Origin of the sequence: Actinomadura rudentiformis (genome assembly GCF_008923185.1) — a bacterium.
Taxonomy (GTDB): domain Bacteria; phylum Actinomycetota; class Actinomycetes; order Streptosporangiales; family Streptosporangiaceae; genus Spirillospora; species Spirillospora rudentiformis.
The window spans coordinates 341,374-363,830 of record NZ_WBMT01000004.1 but is presented as its reverse complement, the minus strand read 5'-3'; the positions used below and the strand labels follow the sequence as shown (position 1 = coordinate 363,830).

General features: G+C 66.8%; 22 protein-coding genes and 3 pseudogenes. 12 read left to right on the top strand and 13 right to left on the bottom strand.

The annotated features are described in order from the left end of the window. Positions 1-5 precede the first annotated feature (5 nt). A complete protein-coding gene (locus F8566_RS10970) occupies positions 6-863 on the bottom strand; it encodes a maleylpyruvate isomerase family mycothiol-dependent enzyme (protein ID WP_151560039.1) in 858 nt (285 codons plus the stop codon). On the opposite strand from F8566_RS10970, the gene F8566_RS10965 reads away from it, so the two are divergent. Beyond that, positions 831-1,706 (top strand): DUF2625 domain-containing protein, encoded by an 876-nt coding sequence (locus F8566_RS10965; RefSeq protein ID WP_225993045.1) that lies wholly within the window; start codon positions 831-833, stop codon positions 1,704-1,706. The two genes, F8566_RS10970 and F8566_RS10965, sit on opposite strands and share 33 nt — an antisense overlap. A 13-nt stretch (positions 1,707-1,719) precedes the next feature. On the opposite strand, the pseudogene F8566_RS51055 reads toward F8566_RS10965, so the two are convergent. Continuing rightward, positions 1,720-1,827 (bottom strand): annotated as a pseudogene (locus F8566_RS51055) (AraC family transcriptional regulator); the annotation flags it as partial. Between the two features lie 690 nt (positions 1,828-2,517). Between F8566_RS51055 and F8566_RS10955 the strand changes: the two are divergent. The 3 genes from F8566_RS10955 to F8566_RS10945 all read left to right on the top strand — a co-directional run bounded on the left by F8566_RS10955 (position 2,518) and on the right by F8566_RS10945 (position 4,494). Further along, positions 2,518-2,916, top strand: coding sequence for a PPOX class F420-dependent oxidoreductase (locus F8566_RS10955; protein WP_151560038.1), 399 nt, complete (start codon positions 2,518-2,520; stop codon positions 2,914-2,916). A gap of 71 nt (positions 2,917-2,987) precedes the next feature. Beyond that, positions 2,988-3,542, top strand: coding sequence for a dihydrofolate reductase family protein (locus F8566_RS10950; RefSeq protein ID WP_151560037.1), 555 nt, complete (start codon positions 2,988-2,990; stop codon positions 3,540-3,542). 454 nt (positions 3,543-3,996) lie between these two features. Next, positions 3,997-4,494 (top strand): PH domain-containing protein, encoded by a 498-nt coding sequence (locus tag F8566_RS10945; protein WP_151560036.1) that lies wholly within the window; start codon positions 3,997-3,999, stop codon positions 4,492-4,494. Between the two features lie 22 nt (positions 4,495-4,516). Here F8566_RS10945 and F8566_RS49795 read toward each other — a convergent pair whose 3' ends face one another. Both F8566_RS49795 and F8566_RS10940 read right to left on the bottom strand, forming a co-directional pair. Then, the gene (locus tag F8566_RS49795) at positions 4,517-4,681 is read right to left on the bottom strand and encodes a hypothetical protein (RefSeq protein WP_192809630.1); all 165 of its coding nucleotides are present in this window, start codon (positions 4,679-4,681) and stop codon (positions 4,517-4,519) included. Between the two features lie 137 nt (positions 4,682-4,818). Then, on the bottom strand, positions 4,819-7,314 hold the full coding sequence (locus F8566_RS10940; RefSeq protein WP_151560035.1) for a protease-associated domain-containing protein: 2,496 nt from the start codon (positions 7,312-7,314) through the stop codon (positions 4,819-4,821). A gap of 158 nt (positions 7,315-7,472) precedes the next feature. Between F8566_RS10940 and F8566_RS10935 the strand changes: the two genes are divergently transcribed. The 4 genes and pseudogenes from F8566_RS10935 to F8566_RS52915 form a co-directional block, all read left to right on the top strand. Then, the gene (locus F8566_RS10935) at positions 7,473-8,048 is read left to right on the top strand and encodes an RNA polymerase sigma factor (protein ID WP_151560034.1); all 576 of its coding nucleotides are present in this window, start codon (positions 7,473-7,475) and stop codon (positions 8,046-8,048) included. Next, on the top strand, positions 8,045-9,034 hold the full coding sequence (locus F8566_RS10930) for a CU044_5270 family protein (protein WP_151560033.1): 990 nt from the start codon (positions 8,045-8,047) through the stop codon (positions 9,032-9,034). Before F8566_RS10935 ends, F8566_RS10930 begins: the two co-directional genes overlap by 4 nt. Before the next feature lie 211 nt (positions 9,035-9,245). Then, positions 9,246-9,794 (top strand): hypothetical protein, encoded by a 549-nt coding sequence (locus tag F8566_RS10925; RefSeq protein WP_151560032.1) that lies wholly within the window; start codon positions 9,246-9,248, stop codon positions 9,792-9,794. A gap of 459 nt (positions 9,795-10,253) precedes the next feature. Next, a pseudogene (locus tag F8566_RS52915) lies at positions 10,254-10,385 on the top strand (transposase); the annotation flags it as partial. Positions 10,386-10,526: 141 nt separating this feature from the next. Here F8566_RS52915 and F8566_RS10915 read toward each other — a convergent pair. The 5 genes and pseudogenes from F8566_RS10915 to F8566_RS52910 form a co-directional block, all read right to left on the bottom strand. After that, complete coding sequence (locus F8566_RS10915) at positions 10,527-11,066, bottom strand: SMI1/KNR4 family protein (RefSeq protein ID WP_151560031.1); 540 nt, start codon at positions 11,064-11,066, stop codon at positions 10,527-10,529. A gap of 42 nt (positions 11,067-11,108) precedes the next feature. After that, complete coding sequence (locus tag F8566_RS49790; RefSeq protein ID WP_192809629.1) at positions 11,109-11,285, bottom strand: hypothetical protein; 177 nt, start codon at positions 11,283-11,285, stop codon at positions 11,109-11,111. Positions 11,286-11,449: 164 nt separating this feature from the next. After that, positions 11,450-14,107 carry an ATP-binding protein gene (locus F8566_RS10910; protein WP_151560030.1) on the bottom strand — a complete coding sequence of 886 codons (2,658 nt, stop codon included), beginning with the start codon at positions 14,105-14,107 and terminating at the stop codon, positions 11,450-11,452. Between the two features lie 342 nt (positions 14,108-14,449). After that, entirely contained in the window at positions 14,450-14,725 is a 276-nt protein-coding gene (locus F8566_RS51045) for a hypothetical protein (RefSeq protein ID WP_225993068.1), read from the bottom strand. A 20-nt stretch (positions 14,726-14,745) separates the two neighbouring features. Beyond that, positions 14,746-14,967: pseudogene (locus tag F8566_RS52910) on the bottom strand (hypothetical protein); the annotation flags it as partial. 552 nt (positions 14,968-15,519) lie between these two features. Between F8566_RS52910 and F8566_RS10900 the strand changes: the two are divergent. Both F8566_RS10900 and F8566_RS10895 read left to right on the top strand, forming a co-directional pair. Continuing rightward, complete coding sequence (locus tag F8566_RS10900) at positions 15,520-16,056, top strand: DUF4232 domain-containing protein (RefSeq protein WP_192809628.1); 537 nt, start codon at positions 15,520-15,522, stop codon at positions 16,054-16,056. 297 nt (positions 16,057-16,353) lie between these two features. Then, positions 16,354-17,898: a COG1361 family protein gene (locus F8566_RS10895; protein WP_151560028.1), complete on the top strand. Its 1,545-nt coding sequence runs from the start codon at positions 16,354-16,356 to the stop codon at positions 17,896-17,898. A gap of 138 nt (positions 17,899-18,036) precedes the next feature. Here F8566_RS10895 and F8566_RS10890 read toward each other — a convergent pair whose 3' ends face one another. Then, positions 18,037-18,498: a carboxymuconolactone decarboxylase family protein gene (locus tag F8566_RS10890; protein ID WP_151560027.1), complete on the bottom strand. Its 462-nt coding sequence runs from the start codon at positions 18,496-18,498 to the stop codon at positions 18,037-18,039. Positions 18,499-18,643: 145 nt separating this feature from the next. On the opposite strand from F8566_RS10890, the gene F8566_RS10885 reads away from it, so the two are divergent. Next, positions 18,644-19,522: a sigma-70 family RNA polymerase sigma factor gene (locus F8566_RS10885; RefSeq protein WP_151560026.1), complete on the top strand. Its 879-nt coding sequence runs from the start codon at positions 18,644-18,646 to the stop codon at positions 19,520-19,522. 134 nt (positions 19,523-19,656) lie between these two features. Here F8566_RS10885 and F8566_RS10880 read toward each other — a convergent pair whose 3' ends face one another. Further along, a complete protein-coding gene (locus tag F8566_RS10880) occupies positions 19,657-20,526 on the bottom strand; it encodes a LysR family transcriptional regulator (protein ID WP_225993044.1) in 870 nt (289 codons plus the stop codon). Positions 20,527-20,622: 96 nt separating this feature from the next. On the opposite strand from F8566_RS10880, the gene F8566_RS10875 reads away from it, so the two are divergent. Next, positions 20,623-21,015: a tautomerase family protein gene (locus tag F8566_RS10875; protein ID WP_151560025.1), complete on the top strand. Its 393-nt coding sequence runs from the start codon at positions 20,623-20,625 to the stop codon at positions 21,013-21,015. A gap of 353 nt (positions 21,016-21,368) precedes the next feature. Here the strand turns inward: F8566_RS10875 and F8566_RS10870 are convergent, their stop codons facing one another. Continuing rightward, complete coding sequence (locus F8566_RS10870) at positions 21,369-21,566, bottom strand: DUF397 domain-containing protein (protein WP_151560024.1); 198 nt, start codon at positions 21,564-21,566, stop codon at positions 21,369-21,371. Beyond that, entirely contained in the window at positions 21,563-22,372 is an 810-nt protein-coding gene (locus F8566_RS10865) for a helix-turn-helix domain-containing protein (protein ID WP_151560023.1), read from the bottom strand. The genes F8566_RS10870 and F8566_RS10865 overlap by 4 nt, the downstream gene beginning before the upstream one ends. Positions 22,373-22,457 lie beyond the last annotated feature (85 nt).

Here is a 22,457-nt window from a genome sequence, read left to right as displayed (position 1 = left end):
CCACGTCAGTAAATGATGGACACGATCTGGCAGGTCGCTTCGGCGAGGTCACGGTCGCCTTCGATGCGGGCGCGGGCGAGGGCGGTGTCGGGCTGGATGCCTCGGGTGCACAGGCGCCAGGCGGTCTCGGCGTCCAGATGGAGGACGGCGGCGGGCTGCCCGGTGTCCGGTTCGGCCAGGGACCACCTCGGCTCGGTGGCGGTGACGGTCCAGGTGCCACCCGCGGGGCCGGCGATGTGCATCCGGACCTGCGTGCCGACGGGTGCGTCGGTGTTGCGCAGGGTGTGGGGCAGTGCCCGCATGAACGTGTCCAGGACCACGGCCAGAAACCGCGGCTCCGGGTCGGTGTGCTGGCCGATGGCGTGACGGATCTGCTGGCGGTGGGTCCAGTACTCGGTCAACTCGCGGGCGCTGTCCAGCCACATCGGCGCCGGATCGATGCCGGCCCAGGACACGCCCCACCTCAGCGCGTTGAGGTCGGTCGACTCGAAGAAACGGACGATCTGCCCGCCGACCAGATCGACGGTGTCGATGAGCGCGGCCGGGCTCACGCGGCGGTTGGCGTCGACCCATTCCTGGTTGATGCGGTGGATGAACGCCTCCAGGGTCTCGCCCGGCGCGGGGTCGGGTCCTTCCTGGTGCCCGTCGCGGTGGCGGGCAAGGCGTCCATAGAAGTCGCCGAGAATGTGGGCGGTGAGATCACGTACGGTCCAGCCCGGCACCGCCTCCTTGCGCCAGTCGGCGGGCTCCAAACCGCGAAGCGTGGCCATCAACGCCGCGTGTCCAGGCGCGAACAGGGGGCGGGCATCGATCGGAGGGCCGAGCCAGGCGTGGCTCGCAACGTCATTGAGCTGGGAGTCCATGACCATAAGCCTGCCAACCCGGGCACGCGATCGGCCAGCCGAAATCGCTGTCGTGACGTCCAACTCCGCTCACCAAGATCAGCATTCGCGAAACATGCGCAGAGCCGATGGTGGAAGATCGAGCAGGTGCGAGAGCTGAGCGAACTGATCGACGTTGATGATCCGGCGTGGCCGGTGATGCTGGAGGAAATCTCCGAGAGCGTGGTGCCGGTGGACGTTCTGCCGGTCGAGCCTGAGCACGGAGGGCGCTGCCTGCAACAACTGCAGATCACCGTGCGTTCAATGCTGGGTGCCGTGGTTTGGCATACGGGTGGACTGTTGCTGGACGACGGCTGGCTGCGGGTCTACGGAAGCCCGGCGGCTGATGCGGACCTGCCCGGGTTGGCGCAGGTCAACGGTTTCCCGCAGCGATTCGAACCGACCTGGCAGCCAGCGGGCGGACTGGTTGTGGCGCACGACGTCCTTGGCGGTGTCTTCGCGTTGAACGGCGCCGACGCCGTCGGCCGTCCCGGGGCGCCTGGCCAGATGGTCTACTTCGCCCCGGATTCCTTGAAGTGGGAGGCCTTGAAGATCGGGCATTCAGCCTGGCTGGCGTGGTTGCTGTCGGGCGGGCTGGAGGACTTCTACGCCGCTCTGCGCTGGTCAGGTTGGCGTGAGGAGGTCGCCGAAGTGACAGCGTCGGAGGGGATCTCGGTCGTGCCGTTCCTGTGGTCGGCCGAGGCTCAGCAGGACCTGAACGCGACCAGCCGACGCCGGGTGCCCATGGCCGAGCTGCTGGGCTTGAGCAGGGAGTTCGGTGAACGCCTCGGCGTGGGCGATCCTGGATTTCTAGGGCAGCTCTAACCGGCCCTGCGCGTCCGAGCGCCGGAGACTCTACGCCCAACGGCTGCGCGTACTCTCGATCAATCCGATCGCGAACGCGGCGCAGCCGAACGAGGTCACGCCACTGCTGCGACTCGTAAATCTCACCCTGCCCAGAAGCCCGCCGGGCTAGGGATTGCCCGACCCGGCAAATGCATGGGCCGCAGTGATGACCAGGCAAGGGCGCGCAAACCGCACTCGCCGTACGACGTCGGTGTGGCGGTCCACCGAGCCCGTGCCGAGGGCGTTGACCAGTCGATTTCAGCGGCTTGCCAATAGGGGCGACATCGGCCGCCACTGCTTCGAACTTCCGCCCTGAATTCCCGGCCGGCCGCTGGCTCCCTGCGCTGGTACCACCTGTATCAACTCCCCACCGGCGGCAACCACGCCCTGATCCGATACCAGGCGCAGGAGAGCGAGGTGAGCGCCGCGATGGCGCGCGACGTGACGTCCTGACCGGCACACCCGAACCACATGACAAGAACACCGACCCGAGCGAGAACGTCTACACCGCGGCGGGGCCGTGAGGCGGTAGAAGGCGGAACCGATCGGACATGTGCGCCGCGCCTCCACCGTTCGCCAGTCACTGGGCACTCGACTCGACTCCCTCAAGACCGCCGGCCGCGCCTGGCCACCCGCCATGTGTCGTGGGTCATACCCACCGGGCGGCGCGCTCCCTCCTGATCGCTTGCCGGGTCTACATGAAGGAATCCGGCCCACCTGAGCCGGTCCGCTCTGCGGGCGGAACGTCCACCGCGCCCGCTCTTGCACCTCGACCGTGGAGGAGACCTTTATGGCCGTTCCCTTGGCCGCCACCGCTCGGAATCTGATCGACGGGAAGCACACTGCGATCCTGGCGACCACCAACGCCGACGGAAGCCCGCAGTCGTCGGTCATCTTCGTCAAACGCGAGGGCGACGCGGTGGTGTTCAGCACGATCAGGGGACGGCTGAAGACCCGCAACATGGAGCGCGATCCTCGCGTGAGCCTGTTGGTGTCGGCGCACACGTTCGCGTACGTGGAGATCCGCGGGACGGTGACGATCACCGACGACCCGGACAAGGCGCTGCTGCGCGAGATGTTCGACCGGTACATGGACGGCGGGGAACCGCCGCCCGAACCCGGCGCCGAGCGGGTGGCAGTGCGCATCGCCGCGGATCAGGTCCACCTGTGGCCGCCTGCGTCCAGCTGACGCCCGAACCACTCCTATGGCCGGTGCCCGGCACGGGCCGTGTACATCCCTGGAACCTGAGAGGACAACACATGCGCAAGATCATCGAGTCGACGCTTATCAGCCTGGACGGGGTGGTGAACGACCCCGGGTCCTGGGCCCTGGACTACTTCAACGACGAGTTCCTCACCGAGGCGTTCGAGCTCCTGCAGGGGTGCGACGCAATGCTCATGGGCCGCGGCACCTACGAGGACCTGTCCTGGCGCTGGCCGGGTCAGAAGGGCGACTTCGCCGACGCGATCAACGGCATCCGCAAGTACGTGTTCTCCTCCAAGCTGCAGCGGACCGAGTGGAACAACTCAGTCGTCGTCGATGGCGACGTGGTCGCCGAGGTGCGCAAACTGAAGGAGGAGAGCGGCGGGGACCTGGTCGTCTTCGGCCACGGGATGCTGTCGCACACCCTGCTGGAGCACGGCCTGCTCGACCGGCTCCGCTTCGCGGTGCACCCCATCGTCGTGGGCCAGCCTCTGGGGCCGTTCGTCGAAAACCCAAAGACACCACTGACCCTGGTCAGCACGCACGCCCGCCGGTCGGGCGTCGTCGTGTTGAACTACACCGTCCAGAACGCCTCCAGCAGCACCGCTTAACAGCGCCCACAAGCGCGATCGCAGTATCGACTCCAAGAGGAACGAACCAGGGCCTGATGTTCCGCGCCTGAAATTCACTGTGGCCACCGATGGCCTCGTGGAGGCGGGTTGCCGCCTCCACGAGGCCGTGCACAAATTTTCGATCGGTTTAATGGTCGCCGATTGAGCGCTCTAGCGGTGACGGCGTGCTGAGTGTCCGTGGCTGGAAAGACCGGTCTGCAACGAAGTGTTCGCTGTGGATCTTCATAGTGTGCGGGTTTTGGTGTCGAGGCTGGCAGTAAATCGTCGAAATTTGGCAGTCTTGCCACGGTGCCGTCCTTTGCGTGGTCTGTCATGATCAGGCTCACCCGTCTTGCCTGGATACGCCCATCGACCCCATGGATCCGGGACAGGGGGACGATCAGCGGCGCCGGGCGGTTGTTCGCGAGCGCCCACCTCGTCCGAAGGAGGAATCATGAGCGACGTCGATGGCCGATTTGAGCTCGAGTATCGGCTGCCGTCGCAGATGTTTCTTATAGCCGGGATTCCGATGGGCATTCTCATTGCCATAGGAGCGTTCGTCGCCGGGACCAGCGACGACAATTCCACAGCCCTCAAGGTGATTCTGCCCTCGTTGATGATTGGCGGCTTCGTCCTCTTCCTGTGGGCCGCTCGGCGCTCGGGGACCTACGTGTCACGGGACGGCATCGTGACCCGCGGCATGGTGCGGCGCACCTCCACGCCCTGGCAGGGCATCCAGGACATCAAGATCACCCAGTCGGGCAGCGCTGAGATCGCGGTCATCTACGACTACGAGGGCCGCAAGCTCAGGCTGCCCCAGCTCAACAGCTCGAACGTCCTGGTCGCGGACGAGGTCCAGATCCTGCGCGAGCTCTGGGAGAAGCGTCGCGGTCCGCGTTGGAAACCCATCCCCAGCGTCACCGCCCAGATCAATGGCCGAAAGCGCCGCTAATCCCAGGGCGCGACACGTTCCCTCAGGAACGGGATATCTGGTGGATCTCCTGCAGCACTTGGCAGACTTTGTACGCCGCCTTGACCGGCAGGGTGAGCACGAATCGGACGGGCTGATGGGCGACACCTCGGAGGACCTTGGCGGGGAGGCCCCCGAGCCGTCCCCGGAAGTCCCGTGTGTCCAACACCACGCGCTGGGATACGCGTGGTGTTGGACAAGTCGGCGGTGAGGTGCCGGCCGCGCCACCGCATTTGTGGTTGCCAGCAGGTGCCGCCCCCGTACGGTGCGGGTGCCGTACGAGGGCGGCGGGGAGTCGCCTCCGGGTCAGGACGTGACGGCGTAGGCGTTCTCGATCGTCTGGGTGACGGTGTTGCCGCTGGCGTCCTTGGCGGTGGCCCTCAGCGACACCTTGCCCTTGGGCGGGTTGTGCAGTTCGGCGACCCAGTGGTCTCCGGACTGGCGGATCCGGACCGGCTGCCACTGCTGACCCTCGTCGGTGGAGGACTCGATCGTGAGGGACGTGACCCGCGCGGACGTCGACCCGGGCTGGTGCTCGACGCGGACCGGGAACGTGAAGGGCTTCCCGGCCGGGGCCTGGTTCACGTCATCCAGCTCAGGCAGGAACCGGACCGCCATGAGCGGCAGGGCCGTGGGACGTGAGGCGTGCGCGGAGCGGAACGTCCATGAGGAGGTCACCCTTGTCGACAGCTTCCAGTCCGGGTGGTCGCAGGCTGCTTCGATGTCCAGACGGTAGGCGCCGGCCTCCGGGGGAGCGGTGAACGCGCCGGCGGCGGGAAGGTCGCTTTCGCCGACCGGCTTGCCGTCCCGCAAGAGACGAGCTGAGCCTGTGGTGCAGCCCGGCGCGTAGGGTTCGCCGTGGCCGTAGTGTCCGGGCTCGGTGTCGCTGAACGCCTGGATCGCCACGTCCACCCTGTCGCCCTCGCGGTATGCCCACGCCGGGCGGCCCGGGCGGTCCTCGTCGCGTGGCGGCGTCGCGAACGACGGGCCCATCACGCCCTTGTACATCGTCTCCTCTCGCCGCTCACCGGGCCGGTAGGTGCGGGTCTCGGTCTGGATGAGCGGCCGGCCGTCGTCGTAGGGGTTTATGACCACGCGGGTGAAGCGGGACCCGGTCGAGAAGTACTCGGTCCGGGTGGTCGGCGCGGGAACCGGCACGAACCATCCGCCGGACGTGTTGCCGAACCCGACCGTCTCGGTCAGCAAACTGCTGGGCAGGTCGCCGCCCGCGCCCCGGTAACGCACCCGCACGGCGGCCAGGTCCTGTTCGCGTGCCGTGTAGACCGGACGTGCAGGCAGCCGCCCGACGGTCGGGTAGTAGAGGTTGTACTGGTACGGGCTGACCTTGATGCCATGGGTGGTCACCGGTACGGGACCGGTCTTGGCCAGGTCTCGCAGGCGTGCGCCCTCGGGGACAAGCGTGACGGCCGTCGGCAGCGCCAGCTCGCCCTCGAGGTCTGGTCCCACGGTGTCACGGACGAGCAGCACCGCCCGGCCACCAGCCTCTGCCACGTTGCGTACCCGCTCGGGGGTCTGGAGGTCGTCGGCGGGTGGCAGGTCGAGCACCACCAGCTTGCCGGCGACATCGTGCAGCTCGCCGGGAGTGCCGGAACCTCCGTACACCGCCGAGAGCCGGTTGGTGCCCTCCAGCCGCGGACCGTCACCGTAGCCGAGGTCGGAGTAGTGGACGTCGACCGGGAACGGCTGGGCGCCGCCGGTTTCGAGGCGTAGCAGCGGCTCCTGGTAGGTGGCCTGGGCGGTGAATGCGAAGCGCGGGGACGGGGCGGTGGCCGAGGCGTACATCTGTGCGCCGAACGGCATGTTCACATTCCACCGGAAGTAGGTGTAGTCCGGGTTGGGCGCGGCCTTGGCCAGCAGGCCGACGATCCAGGACGTCTTCCGCGCCGAGGGCCGGTCGGCGTTCACCTCGACCCGGCGGGCCTTGCGGGCGTCGAACGTGATCGTGCGGTCCCGGTCGACCACCACCTCGGTGTCGACCATCCCGGCGACCGCCGGATTCGCGTTCCCGGGCCGGTCGGTGCTGATGAAGCCGGCCACCATGTAGCGTCCGGCCGGGAGCTGCAGCGTCTCACCTGGACGACCTCCGTAAATGCCCCACGGGTCGTCAAGGCTGTAGGCCGACCACTCTCCCACCTCATCAGAGCTGGGCGGGCGACCGTTGCGATCCAGCAGATCGACCTTCACGCCGTGCTCGGCCTGTGCACCGGGCTGGCCCTGCCGCCGCTTCGGGCTCGACGGGACCACGCCGGCAAGCCGGACCTTGACGTCACCCGGGGTGGCCCTCAGGGCGTGCCAGAACGGGGTTGCGGACTTCTTGGCCAGGGAGACGGAGTCCCGTCCTGTCGTCTTGATCCCCGGCAGCCGGGCCGCTGCGGAGCCGGTGACCGACAGCGGGAGCGCGGCTGCGCGGGCGTCGTCATAGCCGGAATTCAGCAACCGGCCCACGTCGAACAGGCGCCGGTCCAGCCGCCCCTTGGTCACCAGCGGCGCGGCGTCCATCGGCAGAACGACGACGTGCGACCCGGCCTGCTGTTGCAGGAACCCGACGTTCGCTCGGCCAGGCCCGGGCAGCACGCTCACGGAACCGTTGCGGACCTGCACCCGGTCACCGGTGATCAATGTGATCGTACGGGTGGCGGCGACCGGAGCGGGTGCGAGGCCGAGAGCTGAAACCTTTCCCGGCCGTTCCGCGCTTGCCGCCGCGTCGACGGCGGGCACCACCGAGGCGGCGAGCACCGCTGACATGGGCATGGCGAGGAACGGTCTGGATTTCCATCGCACGAGGCGACTCCTCTAAGGCATTGATTCGAGATGGTCGCCGACGAGATGTCCGGCACCGCCGGATTCCCTACAGGCCGAAAAGTCACGAATGTCGTGTAGGGAACCCGGAGGTGCCGGACATCTCGCTGTGACACTGAGGCAGACGAGAGGAGCCGGGTGTGCCGGAGCCTGATGACGAGTTCGCCACGTCGTGGGATTACTACTACGGCGACTATTACGACGATGTGCTGAGTTATGCGGCACGTCGCGTCGATCACGAGACTGCACGTGACATCGCCGCCGAGACCTTCCTTATCGCCTGGCGGCGGCGCAAACACATACCGACCGACCGCCCGTTCCCCTGGCTGCTGCACGTGGCCCGGAACGTGCTGGCGAACGAGGCGCGGGGCCACCGGCGGCGCGGCCGGTTGTGGGGACGCCTGAGGGACCACAGCGGTCTGCGGCAGCCGGCCCCCGACGTGGCCCACGGGATTGCGGAGGGCGGACGCATCGGCTCGGCGCTGCGAAGCCTTTCCCCTCGTGACCGTGAGGCTCTGGAACTGGTCGGCTGGGAAGGGCTCGCCGCCAAGGAGGCAGCGATCGTCGCCGGGTGCTCGGAGAAGACCTTCTCGGTTCGCCTGAGCCGTGCCCGGCGCCGACTGGCGGATGCGCTCGCCGAACTCGACGCCGCAGATCACGACGCCGCAGTACCACCCGTCCCCGTCCCCACGATGCACAGGAGCCCGCAGACATGAACGACATCCAGGAAGTCCGCGAGATGCTCGCTTCCACCAACCCGATCCCCCCGGGCAGCCTGGCGGGCTCCGCACAGGACGGCCTCGGCCGCGCCACGCGCGCCAGGATCACCTCCTCCAGCACACCGCGCCGGCGCAGGTCGTGGTCGGTACGGTTGGTCGCCGTGGGCGGCCTGGCGGTCGCGATTGCGACCGCGACGACCGTGGTCCAGAACATGGGCGGCACCGACGAGCACGGCAGGCCCCGCCCGGCCATCCCGGGTATCCCAGCCGGGCCCGCGGCCAATGCCCAGGAGGTGCTGAACAGGGCCGCGATCGCCGCGCGGCACCGTCCGTTCGTTGCGCCTCGGCCCGATCAGTGGGTGTTCGAGGAGACCCGGTATCAGCGTGTCGGCAACCCGCAGAAGACCGGGGTGTGGACCCCTAAGTCGCGGCCGAAGACGACGGTCGAGCCGATATGGACCCGGGCCGACGGCAAGAGCATGGCCATGATCGACGGGGGCAAACTGGCGGTCGCGCCCACCGGCGGCGCGATGCCGCCTCAGGACTACGCGACGCTGTCCAAACTGCCGCGTGACCCGGATGCATTGCTGGCGTGGTACCGCAAAGCGTCCGGCCCAGGGGACGACAGCGCATTCCAGATGCTCAGGGCGACTCTGGCAAACAACGTGCTGCCTCCTGACTTGGAATCCGCCATCTACCAGGCCCTCGCGAAGACCTCCGGCGTGAAGCTGAACAAACAAGCCGTGGACCTCCTAGGCCATCCGGCTCTGTCCATCGCCGTCCCCGTCGAGGGCTGGCTGAACGACGAGGTGCTGCTGGACGCGTCAACCTACGCCTACCGGGGACACCGCACCACCGTCACCAAGGACCACACCGACGGAGACATGACCTACAAAAAGGGCACCATCGAAAGCCAGTCGGTCCGTCTCGCAGCCGGCATCGTAGACCGCCCCGGCCAGCGGCCCACTACCCCTAAACAATAGTCGCGAGGAAATTCCGAATGAACCGATAGTTAATTTGCAGCGAATGGCAAGAAATGGTGGCGAGCGTCACATCAGCGAATAGTGCCCAGGGGCCTATGGGTGATGGAACTTGATCTCGATAATCGAGCAGCCGTTGATCAGCGCAATCCCCATGGATAAGCGGTGATTATCTCCGGCCCGTTCCACATACCCTCTCAAGGAGAGAACGCACGTGTCGCTGAAGAAGCTCATGCCGCTCGCCGCCGCCGGGTTCGCCACGGCGGGCCTCATGGCCGTCGCCCCAGCTGCCTCCGCCGCTCCGACCGCCGTCGAGGTGGAGACCGGCAAGGTCACCGTGGCGAAGGCCCGCAAGGCCACGCACATCGCCTACACGAAGTGCACGGCGAAGGGCCGCTGGGGGAAGGGTTACATCAAGACCGACGGCAAGCCCACCAAGAAGCGCCCGCTGGTAACGGTCGTCGAATGGGGTTACGCCATCCAGAAGACGAAGGGCAACCACAAGAACTCGAGCGTCAAGGCACTGCTCGCCGTTCACGAGGGCGGCAACCGCTGGCGCCTGTCCGGTGGCCCGGGTTACACGGGATGGAAGGCCATCGAAGACAACAAGTGGCACAAGGGCAAGCGGATCCAGTCGTCCTCCATCGGTAAGGGCGCCATCGGCGAGAACGCCATCAACTTCTGGTTCGACTTCGACAAGGGCACCGGCGGCTACTGCGATGCGCCGCTGATCCGCCACTCGAAGCTCAAGCCCATCAAGTAACCCGCTAAAACGCCGCCGAACGGCAGCGGCAACGGCAAGGGCTCGGCCTCTCAACGGCCGAGCCCTTGCCGCAACATCACTAACCGGATCGCAGCGGGGCTCCGCTCCGCGAACGTGCGGTACATGTGCATGTTGGCGGAGGCGAAAGCTGGAGCTGCTGTGTGACATCTACCTGCCGAACGACCCGGCGTACCTGGCATGGCGGAAGCGGGAGCCCGAGGAGACCCATCGCCTCTATGCGCCATGGACGGAGACCGTCCGGGGCGCGGTAGATCACGGTCTGATGTGCGGCGGAAAGCGAGGGCGTCCAGCCGCGCTCGGTTCGTCGCCGATCTCCCTCGACGTCGTAGCCCCAAGCGGTCCAGTAGCCAGTAGACCGACGCTGACGCCGTGCGGCAGATGACATCTGATGACACGAGGATCCGATGCCGCAGTCGGTGACGCGTCAGTAAGGCCACCCGCGGCTATGACGGTGCCAAGAAGATCAACGGCCGCAAGCGACATCTGGCCGTGGACCTGGGCGGCCTGCCGGTGATGATCATGGTTGCTCCGGCGGGCCGCGCCGATCGCGACGCCGCCCGCGACCTGCTGGTCGCCTGTGCGCTGCGGCACAGCCAAGGAGCGGAGATCGGAGACCCTGGAAAGCCCGTGGCCGTTCGTCCCCTGGAAGCGCCGACGAGCGTGCAGCCCACCGGCAGGACTGGGAAAGCCTCAGGTGACCTTGCCAATGATTCAGGTTGCTCGTCTTGTGGTGAGCCAGGCGTTGTACCAGGGGTGGAAACTGGTGCACAGGGGATGGATGCCCGCGTCGCTGCATCGGGCGTCTTGCCATAGATTGCCGCGTTCGGGTCCGGTGACGACGAGTCTGACGATGTAGCCGCAGCCTTCGTGGGAGATCGGTAGTGATCCGGTGGTGTGGTCGTCGTCTTCGTAGCCGGGTGTGTCGTAGGGCGGGTTCCAGGATCGGGTGTGCGGGAACGGGGTGCGCAGGAAGTTGGGGTGCTCGCTGGGCAGCGCGTCGCGTGCTGGGTAGCCGTCGAGGGGGAACAGGCCGTAGTACGGTCCGGCGCCGCCGTTGCCGATCTGCTGGAGGAAGTCCCGATATTCGCCGGGCAGGCGGATACCGTGCCGGGTTTCGAAAGACACCAGGTCGGCTTCGGGCAGCGGCGGGTTCAGGCGGTACTGGTGGGTGTCGGCGCCGAAGGCCTGCAAGTCCGGGTCGGCGCCGCGCAACTCAGCGAGCCTGGTCAGGATCTGATCCCGGTTCCACATTGCGACTCCTTCGGATCTTCATGTGCTGTCTTGTATCCGATCTCAAGAGTCCCCGCGCGGCCGGGTGCTCGATCCAGGACGCGGTCGACGGCGGCCCGTTAACAAGTCGCGGGGCAGCGGCACGGCCTGGGTGCCGATCGTCTCGATGACGCTGAGAAAGACGTCGCTGCCCTGCGGCACGTCCTCAACCTCCGCCGCTTCGACGAACGTGGCGAACATGTCCTGACTGCAAAGCGTGACCGGTTCTCATCGAACCACGCCTCGGCCCAAGCTTGCTGATGGGGACGTTCGCGCAGCAGCGCGACGGCATGGCGAAGGTGCCGCAGCGGTTTCGGCCTATCCGATCGGACTTGAGAGCCGAGGAGCAGCGGCGGGGTGTCGAGTTAGTCCAACTTTGCGCGGACCTCGTCTGCATCGGGGTAGCCGGCACCCAGGCCAGGGCTGGGGAGAGAGACAAGGTGGTCAAGGATGTCCAGGACTTGGTGCCAGCAATCACGGGCCGCAGAGATGTTCCCGGCGGCGTAGTAGGCGTCGCCGAGATGGTTGAGAGCGACGGCTTGACTGTGACGGTGGCCAAGTTCCCGCCCCCGGGTGAGGGCCTGCTGGAAGTAGGTGATGGCCTGCTGGTGGTGTCCCATCTGGTGGTGGATGAAGCCGAGGCTGTGCAATGTGCGGCATTCACCGCGGTGGTCACCTAGGTTCTGCCGCAGAATGAGGGATTGCTGGCAGTAGGTGAGGGCTTGTTCGAGGTCCCCGAGCAACGCATGGTGCCAGCCGACGTTGTTGAGAGCCCGTCCTTCTGCGCGGCCGTCACCGGCGGCACGAGCCAGGGCGAGGGCCTTTTGGGCGTGGGGGAGTCCGTCTTGCGCACGGTCCTGATGTTCGAACACTACGGCGAGTTCGGTGTGGGTGTTGGCTTGGCTGATCTGGTCGTCGAGTTCCTCGAACAGGTGCAGGGCCTGCTGGAGGTGGGAGTGGGCCTCAGTGTGGCGGTCCAGCCAGGGGTAGGCGCGGCTGAGGCCGCGGTGGGCATGGGCTTGCCCTCGCCGATCAGAGCGCTGCCGTGCGGTGGTCAACGCGATCTGCTGCATAGCGGCGCAGTCATGCCAGTGTCCCTGCTGGTCGAAGAATTCCATCAGGGTCCAAGGAAGTTGCCAAGCGTGGACGTTGCACCCGGTGGACACTGCGAGCTGGATGGCCGCCAACAGCACCGGGTATTCGGTGTCGAACCAGGCCCAGGCTTGCCCGTAGTCGCCGAATTGCTGCGGTGTCACTCCGATGGCGGGTGGAGGCAGTACTAGCGGCTCCCAACGCGCGTGCACGCGGATGGCCGCGGCGTGCGCGGTGTGCAGGTAGTGGTCCAGTATCCGGTGCAGCGCCGTGCGTCGTTCGGTTTCGCTGTCGTGGGTGTGGGCTTGTTCGGTGGCGTAGGCGCGCAGCAGATCGTGGAAGGTGAATCGGCCCGGGGTGTGCTCGCGGACCACGTGGGCCCGGGCCAGCTCGGCTAGTGACGAGCGCGCCTGCGCCAAGGAGACGCCGGCCAGGCTGGCTGCGGCGGGCACGCTGAGGTCTGGTCCGGGGTGCAGGCCCAGCAGCCGGAACATGCGGGCGGCCGAAGCGGTGAGTTGCTTGTAGGACCAGGAGAACACCGCCCGCACCTGCGTGGAGTGGTCACCGCCGTCGAAGGCTTCCAGGCCGCCTTGAGCCTGGCGCAATTCGTGGGCGAGTGACGCGAGCGGGAAGGTGGGATGTGCGGTGGCGCGAGCGGCCACGATGGCCAGCGCCAACGGCAGCCTCGCACACCGGGTGATGATCTCTCCGGCCGCGTGGGCTTCGGCCGCGACCCGACTTGGGCCGAGGCGGCGGGTCAGCAGCTGCCGGGCCTCGGCGGTGGTGAGCAGGTCCAAGGTCAGCAGGTGGGCGCCCTGGTCGGTGATGAGGCTGGTGAGCCGGTTGCGGCTGGTCACCACCACCATGCAGCCCGGTCCACCGGGCAAAAGAGGGCGGACTTGGTCGGCGTCGCGGGCGTTATCCAGCACCACCAGCATCCTGCGGTAGGCCAGCAGGCTGCGATACAGGGCGGCCTGGGCATCAAGGCTGACCGGGATCTGCTCGGGTGGCACCTGAAAGGCGTCCAGAAATCCCCGCACCGCCTCCGCCGTTGCCATCGGCGTCCCGGTGGGGTCGAAGCCGCGCAGGTTGACATACAGCTGCCCGTCAGGGAACTGGTCGGCGACCTGACGCGCCCAGTGCACCGCCAGCGTGGTCTTGCCGATGCCGGCGGTGCCGTCGATCGCCGAGATCACCACCGTGTCCCCCAGCTCGGCGGCTTCGTCCAGCAGACCGGTCAGCGTCTGCATTTGGGCGGCGCGCCCGGCGAAGCCCGAAACAGCAGCGGGCAACTGCCGGGGCACGGCCGCCCTCGGCGTCGGCGGTAGTGCCGCGTCCTCCGCGGGTGGATACGGATCATCGGGCAAACAGACCCATGCCAACGCTTTGGTCTCTTTGACCGCGACCTGTACGTGCCGGTAAGAGGCGGGGGCGCTGGCCGGGGCATGCCGGATGACTTCCTCGTAAAACCACGATGAGGCGATCACCGCGAGCACGCCGGCTGAGCCGGCCAGCGCATCCTTGAGCGGCTCGGCTCCCAGCAGCCGAAAGGACATATTGATGGCGGTGCCGGTCACGCCGTGCTCATCGCGACAGACCTCCCCGGCGTGCAGCGCCAGCCGGAGCCGGATCCGCGCCTGCCGGTCATGGGCTTGGTTATGCTCGGCCAGCGCCGACGCCAACTCGCCGAGGACATCGGTCACTATGAGGTTCTTGGGCACCTCGGAAGAGATGAGGATCAGTACCCCGTCCCCCCGATCCTCGTGATAGCAGCCTTGCCAGTCGATCCCCGAGCGGGTGAACGCGGTGTCGAGGGCGCAGTAAAGGCCTTTCCGGATCGTGATCTGGTGCGGGTGAGTGCGGCGCCGGTCCCCGAACCCCTCCACATCAACACAGACGATCGCCCGGTGCATCGCAGGCGTTCCGTTCATCTTCTCGGTGCCCTTTCCGCCCGTGGCCTTGAGCTTGCTACGTCACGGAGTCGCCAGCAGTCGCGGCGCGCCCGGCACCTCCCCGCGCACATCCTGACCACCATCCAAGACCAGGCCGACACCACCCGTCGGCAGATCATCCCCGGCGACCAGAACCGGCCCCCACAAGGGCCGCAAGCGCACCTGATCCCACCACCCCGGCCACACGCCCGCGCGAGGGCTTCGGGCTGCCGCGCGCCAAGCACCAGGGTCACTGAGCCGCTCGCCCAGCCGTCCGCCCCCGTGCGATGCGGCCCCGTGCGATGCAGTCCTCGTGGACGTCCCATCCGCAGGGTGTGCTGACTATGGGGCCGACCTGGTCCAGAACTGGCGCGGCGCGAAACCCTCGCGCCGCAGCCAGTGCTCGGTATAGACGATCCGCTCTGCCTCGATCACGACAACGGGCCCCGAAGGCGGTTCGTCGAGTGAACGTGAACGCTCGACGTGATCGGACTGCCAGCGGATGGCCGGCCAGTAGTGCCCGAAGTCCGGATCGTCCTCCGACAACACACGAGCCTGACCGAAGACCTGTGCGCCTCGGCTGCTGGCCTGCCCGACCAGCGGAGCGAACAGACCCACCGATATCCGGGGTCCGCGGCGATGTTGCGCATCTTCGGTGAACGCGCCGCCGCGGTGAACATCAGCGCGAAGTCGAGATGGAAGTACCGCACCGGAGTCGCCAGCGGCCCCTCAGGGCCCGCCGTCGCGAGCACACACATGTTCTGCGACGACAGAGGGTTGAGTATGCGTTCTTCCAGACGTTCTCGATCGAGCCGCTTCTTCGGGGGCGGGCCGGAAAGCCACGGGTTGGTCACAGGCATGAGTGACTATCCCATGCCTCTTCCGCCGCAACAGCTACTTCCCGCTCCTAGCGCCAGCACAGTGGCGTACGAATGTTCTTTCTGCAATATGCCTCTACAGCAACCCTGGCGGCGCTGATCGTGGCTGTCGGGGCGCGGGCCAGCGCAGCGCACTAGTCAACTGCGGCGTCGGCAAGTGCAGGGGATTGTCGGTCGCTCTACGGCAGGTCACCGCATAGATCGGCGGTTGGGGATGGCCAGATCCAGCCACCACTGAATTGCCTGATGCCGCCCTTGGATCCCGTCCGGCCACCCGCGAACTCGCATCCGGTGCATGGCGCGGCTCGCTGCCCCTGACCTCACCCTGGAGTGTTCTTCCTGGTCAGAGCGTAGATCGGCGTCCCGTTCGGAACGGGGAGATCAACAGACGTTCGTGGCCACCGCCCAGATCACAGCGTGGCCGGTCACGGCCTTGTGCAGAGTGAATGTAAACCAAAAAGCAGCGGGCTTTCTCGCACTACGGCCCGCAATATGGAGTTGTTAGTGGCAACACCCATCACCCAAGGAGTGAAGATGTCAAAGAAGAGGAGCCTCGATGCCGGCGCACGCCGTGCGGCCGGCATCGGCGCGTTAGGGGTCTCTGTCGCGTTCATCGGACAGATGGCACTGGCCGACGGCGCCCGAGCGTCCGAAGAGCCGAACTGGTGCCGTACGGAATACCTCAGTGCGAGCGTCCAGTTGCGAGGAGCGGCGGTCGGAACGCAATACGCCGACCTTTATCTCCGCAACACCTCGGACAATGACTGCGAGCTCAACTGGAACGTCGGGCTGAAATTGCTCGACGCAGAAGGAAATCCCCTCCCGACCCGCGTCGTCCGCCCGTCCGGAAAGCCCAAGCTTGTGCCGGTGGAGTACCTCAGCTCCGCCAGGCTCAGGATCAGCTGGACCACCGTTCCCAAGGCCGGCGAACCCGATCCGTGCCAGCCCGCTCCCGCAACGCTGGACGTCGACCCTCCCACCAACGAGACCGAACCCATGGACATCCGCACCCCGTGGGACTTCGGCCCGGTCTGCAACAACGGGCAGATCCGGATCCTGTCGATCAGCTGACGACCAGGTCAGACGACCATCGGCCCTGCATCGGACGTCCAGTCTGGCAGCCCTGCAATGGGCGGCCAGGCTGGCGCCCTGCATCACCGGGCCAGGGCTGGCGGCCCTGCATCAACCGGCCAGGGCTGAAAGCGCATTCAAGGAGGATGCTGCATGAATCTGCGTGGTGTGAGAAGACGGTCACGGCAACTGATTGCCCTCTCACTTATGGTGGCCATTTCGTGCATGGGTCTCAGCGCGCCGGCGGCCGCTGAAGCCCTATTCCAGATGGACGCACAGATCTCCTACGATCCGCCCGTGCTTCGGGCACCCTCACCCGGTCGGCCAAAGCCCGTGGTCACCTACGAGGCGTCCTTCCACTATCGCGGCTGGGAAACAACGCCCGAGGCCTATAACACGGTCGCCAGGCTGACGCTTCCGCGAGGCGTCACGGTCGAATCGGTGTCACCGAGCCAATGCGGGGTTCGCGGCCGTGTCGTCAGATGTGCGTTCGGCACGGTGCCCACCGATGAGATCAAGACCGTGAAGGTCCGCACCAGGGTCGTCCGGGCCAAGGTCGGAGACCACCTGGGTGCCACCCTGGTCGCGTGGGCCGACAACGTCGACCGCAATCCCGGCGGTGGCTACTCCGAGAACATGGGACCGAACGTCGTCGACAACACCGCCGATCTCGAGGTCGACCTCACCTCCTCCCGGGAGTCGGTCGCTCCCGGTGCGGAGATGAGCTACGGCGTGAGAGCGATCAACAACGGACCGTTGACCAACGCGCCGGCGGCCTTCATCATCAAGCCGGGTCCGCAGCTGGTGAACCCTTCCGTCTCCGGCACCTCGGCCGAGTCGTGCACCCGGACCAGCGAGGGTTTCCGGTGCCCCTTCGTCCAGCATTTCCAGGTGAATATGTCGGGCACCGTGAGTGAGGACGCCGCGGGCTCGACGCTCTCGACCTCCTTCACCGCCGAGTTCACCGGTGAGGATCCGCCGTCGGACCCCAACCCCGCCAACAACACCGTGACCGAGACGACCGAGGTCGAGCACCGTGCCGACCTGGGCCTGGCCATGTCGGTCACTCCCGATTCGGTGCCGGCCTCCGACCTTCCGAATGAGCCCGTTCTGACGTACCGCGCCGTCGTCACCAACGCCGGGCCGGGCAAGGCCCGCCGGACCAGGTTGAACGTCCACAGGCTGAACAGGGACTACGGCATCGAGTCAGTCTCCGTACCGGACGGCTGCACGTATGACCGCACCGTCGAATGTGACGCAGGTGACCTGCCCGTGGGCGGCTCCCGCGAATTCACCTTCCAGGCCAAGGCGACCCCGAAGATCAGCGGCGAGGTCCTCGAAGCCTGGGCCGAAGTCACTGCCGCCAACGACGAATTCGACAGGCCCAACGACAACCAGAAGACGGTCTACGTGAAGGTGCCGGGCAACCACGCGGATCTGGGCGTGCAGCTCGGCGCCGAGCCCAATCCGATCCTCGCGGGCAAGCCGGTGACCCTCGTGGCGAAGGCGGTCAACCACGGCCCCCTGCCGAAGGCCGACTCGCGCGTACGGATCAGGACGAGCGTGCCACTCGGCGACGCGCGGATCGAGGTCGAGGGCGGGACCTGCAGGATCATCACCACCCCGAGCGACTTGTTCGAATGCACGATCCCTCAGCTGTCAGGCGAGGCCAAGGACGTCAAGCTCACAGGCGTCACGGCGCTCCAGTCAGGCGAGCGGCTGACCGTGAACGCCGACATCGACGCTGCGGAGAACACGCCAGTGGACAACAACTACGCCAACGACCGAGCCATGCTCAACATCCCGGTCGCGGCATCGCCCGCACGGGCCGGTCGCAAGTAACGATGCCCACTGCTTGACCTCGCCGCCGGTACCCGGCATCGACCTGGGGCCCGCCACTGCAAGCGGCGGGCCCCATCCCCTTCCCGGCCGCACCAAACCCTCCGGACCGCTGCCGCACACCGTCCTGCGAACGCAGTGTCAGTCCCAGGTCCGACCGGCGGGTTCCCGGGTTGTGGCGTTGAGCCGGTTGAACATGTTGGTCATTGCGATGGTGAGGATGATGGCCGACAGCTGCTTCTCGTCGAAGTGGTCGGCGACCCTGTCCCACAGCTCGTCCGGTACCGCGTCACCGCTGCGGTCTGCCAGCCGCGTCATCGCCTCGGCCAAGGCCAGTGCGGCCCGTTCGGAGTCACTGTAGAACGGCGCCTCTCGCCAGGCCGCCACGTTGCCCACTCGCTCGTCGCTCTCTCCGGCCTTTTTCAAGTTCTGCACATGGCCGTACACGCACGCGCTGCATCCATTGATCTGACTGGCCCTTAGAGCCGTCAACTCCAGCAGTTCCTTCGGCGCGCCACCGGAGTGGATCGCCTTGACCATCGTCTGGATCCCCGAGACGCTCTCCGACAGCACGTGCGCCGGGTTCGTCATGCGAGCTTCCATCACGTTCTCCTTCGAAACGACGCCGGGGCACCGCACCCCGGTCACCTGACTGACCCGCCTCCCGCCCCAGATGTGACCGACCGGGATCTGTCACATCGGCCTGGTTTCGCGGGTCAGTCAGGTGACACGGTGGGAGGGGAGACCGGTGAACGAAGAGGAGCTTCTGGCGGCGCGGTTCGAGGAGCATCGTCCCCGCCTGCGCGCGGTGGCCTTGCGGGTGCTGGGCTCGGCGAGCGAGGCCGACGATGCCGTGCAGGAGACGTGGCTCCGGCTCAGCCGTACCGACACCACCGGGCTGGACAACCTCGCCGGGTGGCTCACCACAGTGGTCGCGCGCGTGTCGCTTAACCTCCTGCGCGCTCGTACCACCCGCTGCGAGGAACCGTGGGACGGCCACGAGACCGGTCAAGCCGCCGATCAAGCCGACCCCGAGCACCAGGCGGAGCTGGCCGACTCACTTGGGCTGGCGCTGCTGGTGGTGCTGGACACGTTGAACCCGGCCGAACGGCTGGCGTTCGTGCTGCATGACATGTTCGCGGTGCCGTTCGAGGAGATCGCCCCGATCGTGGAGCGCACCCCGGCCGCCACCCGCCAGCTCGCCAGCCGCGCCCGCCGCCGGGTGCAGGGAGCCACGGCCTCCGGCGAATCCGACGCCGCTCGCCACCGCCAGATCGTCGCGGCTTTCCTGGCCGCCTCACGAGGCGGCCAATTCGACGCGCTGGTCGCGCTACTGGCACCCGATGCCGTGCTGCGCGTCGACTCCACATCCGCGCAGTGGGGCGCGATCCCGGCTCACGGCGCACAGGCCGTTGCCCGCAGCTTCGCCGGACGCGCCAAGGCCGCTCGCCCCGTCCTCATCGACGGCGCACCCGGACTCGCCTGGGGCCCCGCCGGACGCCCCCGCGTCGTTTTCGACTTCACCATCACCGACGGAAAGGTCACTGCGATCGACCTCGTAGCCGACCCCGACCACCTCGACCGCCTCAACCTCCAGCTCCTGGACATGCGCAGCGGCCATCACTAAACAGGGCGTTTGGTCCCAACTGCGGCTCGGCCGCTGCGGCGGTTCGGTTCCAGATAGCCGGACCAGGCAGGTTCCCGGTCCGACGGCGCGGCATTGGGCAGGACCTGATCCCCACAACCTCGCGGTGGTGGCGATCAGTGTCCCGCTGTGGCGCGCAGGGCGGAGGCGAGGGTGCGCAGCGCCCTGCGAGCGGCCGGCTCGGACGGGCGTGCTTTCAGGACGACGCTGCGGGTGGGCAGCGGGGGGAGGCCGAGCGATTCGCCCATGTCCATGGTGCCGGGCGGGGCCACGCGCGGGCTGAGCGCCGCCACGGCCAAGCCTGCTGCCGCGGCCGCACCGATGGTCGCGATGCCGCCGCCCACGAACACCTCTTGCCAGGCGATGCCCGCTTCGTTCAGCGCGGTCACCGCCATCTCGTGCACATGGCATGACTCGGCCTGCAGGGCGAGGCGCAGAGGCTCGCCGGAGCGGTGTTCGAAGTCGGATGAGGCCATCCAGCCGAAGGACTCCTCCATCAGGACTTCACCGTCGGTGTGGCGGCCCTCGTGGCGCAGCACGATGGCCGCGTCCAGCGCACCGCTGTCGAACAGGTCAAGGAGCTCCCATGAGCTGGCGATGCTCACCTCCAGCGTCAGCTCTGGCTCTGCTCGTCCTATCTGGCGCAGGAGGTGGGGCAGTTCGGCGCCGACGACATGGTGGCTTATGCCGATCGACAGGCGTTGCCGCTGGACGCCGAACGAGCCCAGCGCGCCCGCGTGGGCGGCCAGCAGTTCACGTGCGGGCCCGAGGAAGGCGGCGCCGTCTTGCGACAGGCGGACCAGGCGGGGCGTACGGTCCAGCAAGCGGCGGCCCAAGGAGTCCTCCAGCCGCTTGATCTTCAGGCTCACGGCGGACTGCGTGGAGTCCATCGCCTCCGCCGCGCGCGTGAAGCTCTTCATCTCGGCGGTCAGCACGAAGGCCTGCACAGCGTCCAGGGCGAGCATCTTCATCGTCACACCGATCATTGGAATATTTAATGACTGAAATATCCTAAGATGACTTTTTTTTAATGATCAAGTGATGGCTACGCTGCGAACCGTCCCGAGGAACGGAGTCAGACCATGCCCCTGGTCCAAGTGTCGTTGCGGCGAGGCAAGCCCGCCGAGTACCACCAAGCCCTCTTCGAGGGCGTCTACCGCGCCATGCGTGAGACCTTCGACGTGCCGGAAGACGACCGCTTCATGACGATCACCGAGCACGACAGCAGCACCTTCAGCGTCAGCCCCACCTACTACGGCGTCGAACGGAGCGACGAAGCGGTCATCATCCGAATCACCGCCAGCAACACGCGCGGCCTCGCCCAGAAGCAGGCGCTCTACCTGCGCATCGTCGAACTCTTGCAGGCGAACCCCGGCGTGCGCCCCGAAGACGTGTTCATCAATCTTGTGGAAGTACTGCCGGAGAACTGGTCGTTCGGCAATGGCATCGCGCAGTACGCGGTGCAACAGGGCTGAGGAGAACGGTTCGCTCCGCGCCTTCTGTGTTCCGGCACTGTTCCGGTGAGGGTTCGGGGTACCCGAGAGGTGTCGGCGGTCCGGCCGCTCAGCGTCCCACGGCTGGGGCGGCGGCCGCGTCCTCAGCCTCCGGGCCTCACACACCGGGATAAGACACAGGCACAAAAAACGTGGGCGCTGCCTGGGCAACCGCCGCGCCGGTGGCCGAGCAGGAACGGCGAGCAGAACGGACACGATCGACCCCTTCGGGCCGAGGCTTCCCGTTCCTGACGGTCATCCACCGTGTTATTGGGCGCTCCCGGGAACGGAGAAGCCCCGGCCGCAGCCGGGGCTCACATCGGATTTGGACAGCCTCAGAGATTCAACTCATTGCGCTTCACTCGGGTCATGAGTGCTGCGAAGCTCTCGACAGGGATGGTCACGTGACCGTCCTCGGGCGCCTTGCTATCACGGAGGCCGATGTTGCCACCAAGGTTGGCGACTTCCACACAGTCTCCGCCCTGCGTGCTGCTGTGGCTGCTCTTGCGCCATACCCGGACAGGGGCATTCATTTCATGCTCTCCATCGCATCGACGATCCGACCCCGCGAGAGGTCGTCAGGCAGGGCTTTCATCCCAATCCGGTCGTACCGTACTCCAAAGGACCTGATCTCTGGGCCGTCCTGTACCAGTCTCCCTCCACCGGGAGCTTCCACATAGGCCACGTCCTCACTTTCCAACGAGAGCACCTTGAACGCGCCGTCCTGACCCGCATACGCGCCAGCGCTCCAGGGCACGAGCCGGATCGTGACGTTCGGCAACTCGCCCACTTCCAGGAGCCGCCCCAGTTGCCCCCTCATGGTCGCAGCGCCGCCCACCATCCGGTGCAGCACCGCCTCGTCCATCACGATCCACAGCAACGGCGGATCGGTCCGGGTCAAGATTGCCTGCCGCGCCATGCGTGCATCCACGGCGGCCTCCACATCCTTGTGACCTCCCTCAGCCAGATTCGCCCTGGCGTACTCGGGCGTCTGAAGCAGCCCCGGAATGAACGACAGCTCAAAGATCTTGAGCATGATTGCCTTGGCCTCGTACTCCACGTGCTGCCTGAACCAATCCGGATCATGAGACAGCCTCGCGAACATGAGCAGCCGCTGAAAGTGGCCACCGGTGTCCCATAGCTCATCGAGGATCTTGGCCTCTTTCTGCGTGATCTTTCGCCGGTTCGCCTCGCAGTTGGAAAGGCTGGAATATGAGCGGCCGATGATCTTGCCGAGCTGAGCCTGTGACAGGCGATGCTTCTCCCGGTAGAAACGCAGGTCATGAGCCAACCATGCATATAGCGAGCTGTTCGGATCGACAGGACTCGTGCCCGGCATGGCCTCTCCTTCAGATATTTCCAGTCTTTCCGGAACGTAGCGAAAGTAACTCGATCTGGCGCAGTCTGGCAGCCGGACAGCGGAA

Coding starts and splice junctions, on each gene's coding strand:
- F8566_RS10910 (WP_151560030.1), bottom strand. CDS start 14,107: ATGAACGGAACGCCTGCGATGCACCGGGCGATCGTCTGTGTTGATGTG.
- F8566_RS10870 (WP_151560024.1), bottom strand. CDS start 21,566: ATGAATGCCCCTGTCCGGGTATGGCGCAAGAGCAGCCACAGCAGCACG.
- F8566_RS10900 (WP_192809628.1), top strand. CDS start 15,520: ATGTCAAAGAAGAGGAGCCTCGATGCCGGCGCACGCCGTGCGGCCGGC.
- F8566_RS10930 (WP_151560033.1), top strand. CDS start 8,045: ATGAACGACATCCAGGAAGTCCGCGAGATGCTCGCTTCCACCAACCCG.
- F8566_RS10915 (WP_151560031.1), bottom strand. CDS start 11,066: ATGTGGAACCGGGATCAGATCCTGACCAGGCTCGCTGAGTTGCGCGGC.
- F8566_RS10950 (WP_151560037.1), top strand. CDS start 2,988: ATGCGCAAGATCATCGAGTCGACGCTTATCAGCCTGGACGGGGTGGTG.
- F8566_RS10875 (WP_151560025.1), top strand. CDS start 20,623: ATGCCCCTGGTCCAAGTGTCGTTGCGGCGAGGCAAGCCCGCCGAGTAC.
- F8566_RS10880 (WP_225993044.1), bottom strand. CDS start 20,526: ATGATCGGTGTGACGATGAAGATGCTCGCCCTGGACGCTGTGCAGGCC.
- F8566_RS10890 (WP_151560027.1), bottom strand. CDS start 18,498: ATGGAAGCTCGCATGACGAACCCGGCGCACGTGCTGTCGGAGAGCGTC.
- F8566_RS49790 (WP_192809629.1), bottom strand. CDS start 11,285: ATGTTCGCCACGTTCGTCGAAGCGGCGGAGGTTGAGGACGTGCCGCAG.
- F8566_RS10970 (WP_151560039.1), bottom strand. CDS start 863: ATGGACTCCCAGCTCAATGACGTTGCGAGCCACGCCTGGCTCGGCCCT.
- F8566_RS10865 (WP_151560023.1), bottom strand. CDS start 22,372: ATGCCGGGCACGAGTCCTGTCGATCCGAACAGCTCGCTATATGCATGG.
- F8566_RS10955 (WP_151560038.1), top strand. CDS start 2,518: ATGGCCGTTCCCTTGGCCGCCACCGCTCGGAATCTGATCGACGGGAAG.
- F8566_RS10945 (WP_151560036.1), top strand. CDS start 3,997: ATGAGCGACGTCGATGGCCGATTTGAGCTCGAGTATCGGCTGCCGTCG.